This is a genomic window from Algoriphagus sp., assembly GCF_046296635.1.
Taxonomy (GTDB): Bacteria; Bacteroidota; Bacteroidia; order Cytophagales; family Cyclobacteriaceae; genus Algoriphagus.
The window spans coordinates 37588-48243 of record NZ_JBKBKZ010000037.1 but is presented as its reverse complement, the minus strand read 5'-3'; the positions used below and the strand labels follow the sequence as shown (position 1 = coordinate 48243).

The 10656-nt window shown below is 37.5% G+C and carries 6 protein-coding genes; 2 read left to right on the top strand and 4 right to left on the bottom strand.

Annotated features, from left to right (window positions below):
- Positions 1 to 202: 202 nt before the first annotated feature.
- Positions 203 to 1984: an acyl-CoA dehydrogenase gene (locus ACK4HU_RS20470; protein WP_409809617.1), complete on the top strand. Its 1782-nt coding sequence runs from the start codon at positions 203 to 205 to the stop codon at positions 1982 to 1984.
- A 143-nt stretch (positions 1985 to 2127) separates the two neighbouring features.
- Here the strand turns inward: ACK4HU_RS20470 and ACK4HU_RS20465 are convergent, their stop codons facing one another.
- The 3 genes from ACK4HU_RS20465 to ACK4HU_RS20455 are packed head-to-tail and all read right to left on the bottom strand — an operon-like array spanning position 2128 to position 7594.
- Positions 2128 to 3093: a hypothetical protein gene (locus tag ACK4HU_RS20465; RefSeq protein ID WP_409809615.1), complete on the bottom strand. Its 966-nt coding sequence runs from the start codon at positions 3091 to 3093 to the stop codon at positions 2128 to 2130.
- A complete protein-coding gene (locus ACK4HU_RS20460) occupies positions 3093 to 3965 on the bottom strand; it encodes a hypothetical protein (protein ID WP_409809614.1) in 873 nt (290 codons plus the stop codon). Before ACK4HU_RS20460 ends, ACK4HU_RS20465 begins: the two co-directional genes overlap by 1 nt.
- On the bottom strand, positions 3965 to 7594 hold the full coding sequence (locus ACK4HU_RS20455; RefSeq protein WP_409809612.1) for an Eco57I restriction-modification methylase domain-containing protein: 3630 nt from the start codon (positions 7592 to 7594) through the stop codon (positions 3965 to 3967). The genes ACK4HU_RS20460 and ACK4HU_RS20455 overlap by 1 nt, the downstream gene beginning before the upstream one ends.
- A 340-nt stretch (positions 7595 to 7934) precedes the next feature.
- On the opposite strand from ACK4HU_RS20455, the gene ACK4HU_RS20450 reads away from it, so the two are divergent.
- Positions 7935 to 8657 carry a DUF5715 family protein gene (locus ACK4HU_RS20450; protein WP_409809610.1) on the top strand — a complete coding sequence of 241 codons (723 nt, stop codon included), beginning with the start codon at positions 7935 to 7937 and terminating at the stop codon, positions 8655 to 8657.
- 332 nt (positions 8658 to 8989) lie between these two features.
- Here the strand turns inward: ACK4HU_RS20450 and ACK4HU_RS20445 are convergent, their stop codons facing one another.
- Positions 8990 to 10378: an arginine decarboxylase gene (locus ACK4HU_RS20445; RefSeq protein ID WP_409809608.1), complete on the bottom strand. Its 1389-nt coding sequence runs from the start codon at positions 10376 to 10378 to the stop codon at positions 8990 to 8992.
- Between the last annotated feature and the right edge of the window lie 278 nt (positions 10379 to 10656).

The following is a 10656-nucleotide window of genomic DNA, read 5'->3' as shown; positions in this document are numbered from 1 at the left end:
ATTTGGCTGGAAAGAACTTTCATCTTCCTAGGTTTTTAAGTTAATTTATAACACACACGCCTCGTGGCGCACCGGATCACCACAGATTTGTAAAATTTATCTTTGTCTTTCTGTATCTGTGCCAATCTGAGAAATCTGTGAGAGAATAAATCCAAGGGATCTTTTATAGATTATCTGATATTTATATAAATCCTTTCTCCAAATGACCCGATTCTACTCTAAAAGAGACCTTCATTTCCAACTTTTTGAAAATCAAAACTGTCTGGAATTGACCCAACTCCCCTACTTCGCTGATCATTCGGAGGTGACGTTTAAACTGGTTTTGGATTCAGCAGAGCAGATAGCCGAGAAGTCACTTCGCCCACTTCTCACCGAAATGGATCGAAATGAACCCCAACTTATCGATGGAAAAATTCGGATTCATCCCGGAATGAAAGCCATCATCCGTCAATTTGGTGAGGATGGCTGGATCAATGCACTCTTCCCTTATGAAGAAGGTGGTCAGCAACTTCCTTGGACAATCCATATCACAGCAGGATTTATCTTTCAAGCTGCAAATTACTCCGCTAGCGTTTTTCCGTTTTTGACGACAGGTGCATCAAACCTGATCCGAACGTTTGGCTCAAAAGATCTGATCGAAAAATTCACGCCAAACCTCTTTTCCGGCCTTTGGCAAGGTACAATGGCCTTGACTGAACCCGATGCTGGAAGTTCGCTTTCTGATATTTCGACGACCGCTTTTACCACTGAAAAATCGGGGGTTTTCAAAATCAAAGGCCAAAAAATCTACATTTCCGCAGGAGATCATGACGCTTGCGAAAATATCATCCATTTGATGCTTGCACGGATTCAGGGCGCTCCTGCCGGCACCAAAGGGATATCACTTTTTGTCGTTCCCAAAATTCGGATTTCCGGAGAATCAAACGATGTACTGACTCAGGGCATTTATCACAAGATGGGCTACAAAGGTGCTCCCATTGCTCACCTGATGATCGGAAGCAATGATGACTGTGAAGGTTACCTAGTCGGAGAAGCGAATCAGGGGCTGAAATACATGTTTCAGATGATGAACGAGGCTCGATTGGGAGTTGGGATGAATGCTGTGGGAATTGCGTCTGCGGCCTATCAGGCCTCCTTAGCCTATGCTAAAGAAAGGCCTCAAGGCAGAAAAGTCGGCGAAAAGAACCTCAGCCAAGCTCAAGTCCCAATTATCGAACATGCCGATGTGAAGCGGATGCTGCTATTCCAAAAAAGCGCGGTCGAAGGGTCTTTGGCACTTTTGATTTATTGCGCGATCCTTTCCGATAAAATTGCTCACGAAGAAAATGAAGTTCGGAAGAATGAGATGGAGTTACTTTTGGATCTGCTGACCCCAATTGCTAAGAGTTATCCTTCTGAAATGGGAGTGCAAAGCACCTCAGCCGCAGTGCAAGTTTTGGGCGGTGCAGGTTATACCACCGATTTTCCGGTGGAGCAATATTACCGGGAAGCACGAATTCACCCGATACACGAAGGAACTACTGGCATTCATGGCTTGGATCTTTTGGGAAGAAAGGTTTTGATTCAGGAAGGATTGGGTTGGAAGCTTTTTGAAAAGGAAATTGAATCAACGATTGATAACTCAAAAGAACTTTCAGATCTGGATTCCATTAGGCAAACTTTTGAACTCCAACTCAAGAAGTTTAATCATGCTGCTGCTCAGATACTTTTCAAAATGAACCAAGGTCCCGAGAAATTTCTGGCCGATGCCACGCTATTTCTCGAAGCAACCGGAATTGTCTGTATTGGTTGGATGTGGCTAAAGCAAGCTGTTTCATCCCAAAAAGCTTTGAATACTAAAGAATCTGAACAGGATTTCTATTTTGGCAAGATCGAAACCGCCCGCTACTTTATGGAATACGAACTCCCGAAAATCAATGGACTGATCGAGCGATTTCACTCTAATACTTATCCGACTATTGCGATGAGGAAGGAGTGGTTTTGAGTCGTTGACTTATCCAGTTTTCCGAATTACCCAACTTTATATATTGTTCCAATGCCCTATTAAAACCGGCTGGTGCGACTTGGCCATCCCGAAGGAACAGGATAACTTGTGCGTAGCAGTGAAGCGTTGGCATTGTTGACATATTATTCAGGTTTGTCTAAATATTTTTTCATTATCCAACCTGTCTGTGGCAAGTTGTCTTTTGGGTCAAAGTAACTAACTAGAACCCATTTATGATTAACTTGTAAAACAGTTAATTCAAAGTCTTTAGGTAGTTTACAAAGTGTCAAAGTCTTTGATTTTGGTTTTAGCTTTACTTCACATTCTCTGTTAGTAATCCGATATTCTTTTGCTTCTCTTAATTGTTCGTTTACTAAGTTGATGTAATGAATTATTGTGTCTTGTTTTAAATTGATTTGTCGTATGTCTGCCTTAGTAGCTAATTCAGGTTTGGATGAAAATATTGAGTAATAACTATAAAACAATAATAAAATTTCAAGAAAACGAAAAGTATTAATACCTTTTTGTTTGTGCTTGTTTACAAAAGCAAATATTGTAGAAAGTAATATTAGAAATTGTTTTTTTTGTTCTTCTGTTACATCTTCTTTTAGACTTTCAGAAAACTCAATTGCCTGTTCCGTTACTTCTTCAAAGTCATCAATTATTGTCCAATTTCTTTGCTGTGCTGCTATTGCTGCAATTTGTCCTGAAATGCCACTTAATGCAAAATTTAGATTATTGAATTGTGCTAAAGCTGGCGATTGAATTATAAGAGCTTCTGACAATGCTCTTATTCCGCCAAAAAGTTGTTCGTATTGGCGGTTTATTGATAAAATTGCATCAAGCGTTGTTTGAGGAATTGCAAATTGTGTTCGAAAGCTCAGACTTTTTTTTATTGCTTCAATTGCCGACTGATCAAAGTTTTCAAACATTTTATGATGCTTTTGCATACTTTTAGCAAGTTCAGTCGCCATACTTAGGCCACTAAGGTTTTTTCTAATACTTTCTTCAGACTTAAACATTTCAGATAATTTAGAACTAAGACCCAAAGATTTCTGTATGCTTTGGTGCCATTGAGAAGAATTAAATATGTCGTCAAGTCCTGCCATTAAATGTTAATGTGTGATTTTTTACTAATTGCCTGAACATAATCCTTTAAGTCCGTGTCGTCATAAAAAACTCTTTTCTCAAAGTTCTTTTTAATCCTTAAAAGTTTGTCAAGGTTGATGTTTGCAATTCGTAATATCAGTTTCTTAACTACCTTAACCTTGTCTTTCTTAATGGTCATAAAGTCAAGATGAATGAAATAGCTTTCGTATGTGCTATATAATGCCAAGAAGTAAACGAATGGTATGAATAAAATTGTGATTGTGCTTGGTAAAAGGAATGAAACAAGATTTTGAAAAGTCAAAACATCATCAAAGTTTACAATGGTTTTGTAAAGTGAATAAGAGAATATTGAAAGTCCTGATATTACGATAACATTTTGCAAAAACTTTGAGACAACTTTATGCTTTTCGTCCATTTCAGCAACTGCTTGTGTCATAGCTAAGAAAATTAAAACAGGCAAAATAATTAGTTCGGTAAATAGACTGAAACTATAAAGGTTGACTACAAATTCAAGAACAATTGTCCATTTGATTGCTGAAAGGGAAATGCCTTTAAAATATGCGTTGCTCTTAGCATCGTTGATTTTGAAAACCAAGATTAAGCCAACTGTAAAAAGCCAAAATAAAACATCTTTCAAGTTGGAGTTCTGCCATACTTCGAGATTTTTAAAGAGAAAAATTATCACGAACAAGTAAGCTCCGATTAGAGAAAAAACAATCAGAAACATTCGCTTTGAAAGGATTTGAATTATTGGAACAAGCGATTTTCTTAATTTAGATAGCAATAAAGCTAAAACAATAACAGCAATCCAAATAAGTAGTGCTAATTCTCTGTTGTTGAATATCGCTTGTATGTCTGTCCAAACATTCATTAATTGCTTTCAATGATTTTTATTTCTGCTTCGGTCAAGTCGTAAAGTTGGTAAATCAATTGGTCTATTTGGTTTTCTAATTCGGATATACTTGCAGTTGGCTTATTTTTTTTGAGAGTTGTTATTTCTTTGACGATTGTTTCAAGTTTTACCTTATAGCTACTATCGATATTTTTAATAGGGATTACTGATAAATTTTCTTTAGTAACTGTTATTGTAAACTCAGCTCCCATAGAGAACATTTTTTTATAGTAATAATTTATAAGCTTTGAATTCAAGAAGGCGACAATTTGCTCAAGAGAAAAATTTTCATCAATAAGAATTAAATTATTAATTGAATTAAATGTATAGTACTTCTCATCATCTAAACAGCAAACTAATTTTGGAGAAACTCTTTGACATAAAATCTTCTTGGCTAAAAATATTTCTTCTTTCCGAGGGCGATGTAAAGCTTCTTTATCGTAGTTTATATAATTTCCTTTCCATTTGAAGCCGTATCTGTAGATTTCCGGAGCTTCAAGTAGTTTTTTATATTTTTCAGATTCCTTAATTTTTGATATAAAATCGTTTTTCCCCGATTTAGTTGCAACGCCATTCCTAACATCAACAATTTCACCTAATGGGGTTGAATTGTTAAATAATTTTTCGAATAACTCTTTATCACTTATTGAAGAATTATATACATACCTAAATTCAGGAGTTGTTAAGAAAAAATCTTGATTAACTTGGTAATTAATTTTATCCTTTTGGTTGTTGAATTTGGTAACAGCAATGACATTATTATTCGGAGTTTTTTTCTTAATAAAAAATGTAATTGTTTCTGCTGTTACACCTTCAAAAACACCTATCCCATAAATATCCAAAGATAGAATTTGGTTATTGCGAACTACATATTCTCTAATACCAGCATAGGTGCTTGTTCGAATAAAGGTTTCAGGAGTAATAAAACTTAGGTAATAATTTGGTTTAAGTAGTTTTTGTAGACCTAATTCTAGAAATACACTATAAAGGTTGATTTTTCCTTGATTTAATGGGTAAGCTTCCCAAATAAAATTCTTAATGCTGTCGAACTCATTGCCCCTTGTGAAAACATAAGGTGGATTCCCAATTACAACATCAAAGCCCACAAAATCACCTTCATCATTCAGCACTTCAGGAAATTCAAAACGCCATTCAAAAGCGTTTTCAAAAATCTTATTGGCTTTTATTTCTTCAATCTCGGTTTCAATTTTTTTGGTTTCTTCGGTCAATTGCTGCACTTTTTTATTCCAATCGGCTTTTTCCTTTTTGCTCATTTCAAAAAGTTGTTGCTGGTTGGTCATTTGGAACAGTTCGCCGGATAGTTTGCGTAGCTTTTTTACTTTCGGGTCGTTCAATGATATTTCACTTCTGAAATCCGATTTAATGTCAGCAATTAGCCGTTCCATTTCTCTTTTTTGTTCCTTGCTTTCAGCATTTCGGTAGGTGTCAACCGCTATGCGGTAACTGTCTATCGACCATTTACTCTTTTTGAGTGTTTGCTTTAAATCAGCATCAATGGTAAAACGGCTCACTAATGAATTTCCGCATTTTATATTGATGTCAATGTTCGGAAGTGTTTCTAGTTCAGTGGTATTCTTGTAATAAGCGTTTTTCAAAAGCTCAATCCACAAACGCAAACGGCAAATTTTTACTGAATTGGAATTGATGTCCACACCAAAAAGGCAGTTTTCAATAATGGTTTGCTTTTCGTGAAAAAGTGTTTCCTGTATGCGTTGGCTTTCTTTATTTTTGGGGTTGTAGTCAAAAAAATTGCCTTCTTCGTCCGTTATTATCAATTCATCATTGACCACTTCGACTGTATAGTTACTTAATGGCTCCAAATTGGCATCCACTAGAATTTTCAACTCGCATTTGATGGCAATCAGTTCGTTTAAGACGGAAACCAAAAAATGTCCTGAACCTACGGCAGGGTCAATAATTTTGAGATTGTTGATGATGGTGTTGGCTTCCTTTCTTACTTCTTTTCTGTTGCCGGCTTTTATTTCTTCCTGTATATCTTCTTTCAGTTCTTCAAATGACTTACACTTCCATCCCTTTACTTCATTGAATTTTTGCACCACTGCCCGGCGTATGGTTTCACGGGACATATACATAGTGATGAATCCGGGTGTGAAAAATGAACCGTCTTTGTAGCCGTTTATTTTTTCAAATATCAATCCGAGCACCGATGCATTGATTAGTGTTTTGTTCTCTTCCTGAATTTCTTCCGAACCTTCACTACTGAAATCGTATGCATTCAAAAACTCAAAGAGATATTCGAGTGTGCTTAAATTTCCTGTTCTCTTTTTGCCTTGTTGGTCTTTGAGTACGGTGGAAGAAATGACTGGAATAGTTTTATCATCTTTCAGGTTGCTGATAAACAAAGTAAGCTGCTCAATTTCTGTCGGCTCAAAAAGTGATGAATTGAGATAAGGGACTTTCTCGAAAATCTTTTTTACATCTTCGTTTCGCTGGTCATACTTGCGAGCTAATACCTGAAAAAACAAACTGTTCAGGTCGTCATAGTTTTTGATTTTGCCAAGGTTGAGAAACGAATATGATTTGTCGCCCTTGTGATAGGTGATGAGTTGGGCTTCCAACAACTTCAAAAACAAAATGCGGTTTATCCAAGTGATGGAAAGTTCAAGAGCAACATTAAATAATTTTTCCTGTTGAGTGCTTCCAAATTGGCTTGGTCTTTCAAGTCTGCTTAGTTTATCCAAGCTATCGAGCTGAATAATGGCATCTTCAAGGATTGTTCCTGTGTTTCTTTCTCCTGCTTTATTTCGTTCAATCAGTTTTTTGCTTCCTTCTTTGGTTTCGGTCAAGCCGATAATGTGCAACAACTCGCTGTAAAAGCGTTTGTCAAGGCTGTTGCTGTCATTGGTAAATGGAAGTTTTAAAAGATGCTCTGGCGACAACAATTTGAATAAAGCAATCAGCGAATTATCGTCTGCTTTGTCGGCATTGCGTAATGGTTTTTGAAAATCTTGAATGTTGAAGTATGTAAATTCAATTTCTGCGGTTATCTCGGCAATAAACGGTTCGGCAATTTGTTTGTAGAAAAAATCGGTTTTGGTGTCTGCCAATCGTCCACCTTCAAAGTGGTTGAATTGTTTTACAAGGTTTTTGTTTTGAGCAAAAAGTCTGTCGAATAGGGTAGCGTCAAAAATGAACCATTCGTTGATGTTGGTCGCTACCAAGTGTTTTACTTCAAGATTTTTGTGAGTAATTCTCTCACGCAAATAATACAAAACCAATTCCTGAAACGCTTTTGCGTTCAGTCTTTTGGTAGTAATCATTTCCGCTTTGTTGGTCGGCTTTTTCGCTTCGAGAATTACGCCAACTGTCGAGTTTGCATTTTGTCCGTTATGAATAACAAGGTCGTTTCGACCTTTGGTATTTATAAAATGGTTTTGTTTATAATAAGTGTCTTTGAGAAAGTCGGAAACCAAGTTTTTATGAAACTCTTCGCTTTCTGTGTCATTTGTCCTGTCCAGTAAAGTAATAAGATTGATCTTGAAACCTTCAATTTCAGTCCTGTTCGGTTTTACTTTTAAAAAGGCTTTGTTCAGTGCCTTTCTTGGTTTTAGTTCGTTCAAAATCATCTAAAAATTATTTTCCATTTCGGTTGGTTCAAGATAGGTTTTTTCATCGGAACAGCTTTAGTTTAAAAACAGAAAAACGGGTCTCATTGTCACAAAATCCCAAATCTCCAGGACAGTATTTGTCATTTTTTATGGTAACAATATTGAGCGGATGGAACTCAGTCAATAGCATGATCTGATTTGCCTTCAGAAAACTTTTAAGCCGTTCAGCAAAAAATCGCCCTTTTATTATCAAAATGGCGTAAAAAGTAGCTTTGTGGATTAATGTTTGCTAACTAATAGCTTTTAATTCACCAAGAGTTGAAAGCCTGTATTGTAAAAATCAAGTATTACATTTCCAATGAAAAAACTTCCTATAATTCTCCTTGCTACATTTTTTGTTCTTATTTCTTTGGGCGCACTGGCAGCGGGAAAGTATTTACCAGCCATAAAAAGGCAATTAAAAGAAACCTACTCCTCCTTTACTACCACTCCTGCTCCACCAAAACCTGTAAAGGAATTCCAGCCGATTATGGTAGAAGTTCCTGCTCCTGACTTGACGATAACTGTTCCGAAGCGAGTGATCACCAAAGAATATGACAATCACCTTGTTGCAGGAGAAAACAACGGATTTGGGTTGATCGAGAGTGAGGCTCATTTCCAGAAGCTGATCAATAACAATCAGTTGGTCCTTATAAATCGAGGATCGGGTTATCATGTTGAAAAACTCACACACAGCTATCCCTATGTAACTCCTCGCTCAAAAGAAATTATTGAAGAATTAGGCGAAGCTTTTAAAGCCCTAGCTAAAAAAGAAAGCTTTTTCACAATCACTTCCGTCACCCGAACCCCTGAACAACAGCAAAACTTAAGAAAGCGAAATAAAAATGCTACCTCAGGTGTCAGTTCGCATTCCTACGGAGTTTCGTTTGATATTTCGTATATCAGGTTTAACGGCAAAAAAGGCCCAAACCGATCAGCACAAAAAGATCTGGAATCGGTATTGAATGAATTTCAAGCAGCCAACAAAATTTTCTTCATCAAGGAGAGACAACAGTCCTGTTATCATATTACGGTGAGATGATTTTTTTTGGAGTTGGAAGTCCGATGTCCGATGACCGATGACCGACAAAAACCTTTGCAATTCAAGATTCAGCGTTCGATGTTCTTTTTTAAGGTTTGGATTGACCGATGTCGGATAACTGATGATCGGTGATCGTTTTCCGGTGAATTCGCTATTCGATATTCGCCATTCGATGTTCATTATTATTTGGTGGATTGTGTCGAATGCAAAAAAAACCGCCTTTCAGCGGTCTTTCTAATACAAGTTTGAAGACTTATCCAAACTCTAGAAATTACTTGGCTTCTGTCTTCCGTCGCCTGTACTGAGCGAAGTCGAAGTATCCGTCTCCCCTCTCAATACCCCAAAATCTCCAGCATACTTTCCTGAGTCTGATCTTTGGCGAAAAGTCGATGGGTGATGTTTCCATTTTCATCTCGATCGATCAGCACATGCTTCGGTGCAGGAATCAGGCAATGCTGAATTCCACCGTATCCACCAAGAGACTCTTGATAAGCTCCGGTATGGAAGAAACCGATGTATTGCTTTTTGTTTGGTTCGATCTTCGGCAGATAAATATTGTATTGGTGAGCCTCTGAGTTGTAGTAATCCATGCTATCACATGTCAAACCTCCCAGTGAAATTCCCTGATAGGTTTCATCCCAATTATTAACTGCCAGCATGATGTACTTTTGGTTGAGTCCCCAACTGTCAGGCAATTGGGTAATAAATGATCCATCGATCATATACCAGAGTTCCTTATCGTTTTGTAGCTTTTCCTCCAAAACCGAATAAAGTACTGCCCCACTCTCTCCTACCGTAAAGCTTCCGAATTCGGTGAAAATATTTGGTTCGGCAGTGTTGTTTTTAGCACACATCCACTTGATATTTTTGACGATCTGATCGGCCATGTATTGGTAATCGTAATCGAAAAACACATTCGTCTTGATCGGCCAACCCCCACCGATATCCATAGTGTCCAGCGTCGGGGCAATTTTCTTCAGATCCACATATTTCTGGATAAATCGTGTCAATTCTGACCAGTAGTAAGCCGTGTCCTTGATCCCGGAGTTGATGAAGAAATGAAGCATCTTCAAGCTCACCATAGGATTATCCTTAATTTTTTCCTCGTAAAGCTTTAGGATATCATTATAGCGAACTCCCAGACGTGAGGTGTAGAATCCAAATTTTGGTTCCTCGTCAGCGGCGATCCTGATACCCACTTGGAAGGGAACTTTTACATGTTCGAGGTAGTAGTCGATCTCACCGATATTGTCTAGAATCGGAACGCAGTTGGTGAAGCCGTCATTTAACAGTTCTGAAATGTATTGCTTGTACAACTCACGTTTGAAGCCATTGCAAATGATAAAAGTGTCCTTGGTGATTTTTCCTTTTGCAAAAAGGTTTCTGACCAAAGGAATATCAAATGTCGAAGATGTCTCAATATGAATATCATTTTTCAAGGCTTCATCCAACACAAAGCTGAAGTGCGAAGACTTAGTGCAATAGCAATAGGTATATTTCCCTTGGTAATTGTGCGTTTCCATCGCATTGCCAAAGTAGGTTTTGGCGTTTTGGATGCTTTCCGAAATCTTCGGCAGATAAGTCAGTTTCAGCGGCGTGCCATAGGTTTCGATGATTTCCATCAGGTTGACTCCGTTGAAAAAAAGTTGGTCATTTTCTACATGAAATTCTTTGGTAGGAAAGTCAAAAGTTTGTTGGATTAGATCAATATATCGATTCATTTACTCGGGATTAAATTTTTGATTTGAGGGTGTAAAAATTGCGCTTTTATTAACGGATATCAAGGGATTTAAAGACAAATCCCACTCCAACTTATCCATGTAAGCTGAATTTAATATTGAGATAACTTCAAAAGGGACAATTTGATTTTTTCAACGGTAATCCGTATAAAAAATGATCTGATTATCGGCTTCTTTGCCAGTAGATCAAAATGGCCTCGACTTCGCTCGGCCACCGGTTTTCAGGTCATTAAAGGGAGGGGAGGAAAATGCGGCTGCGC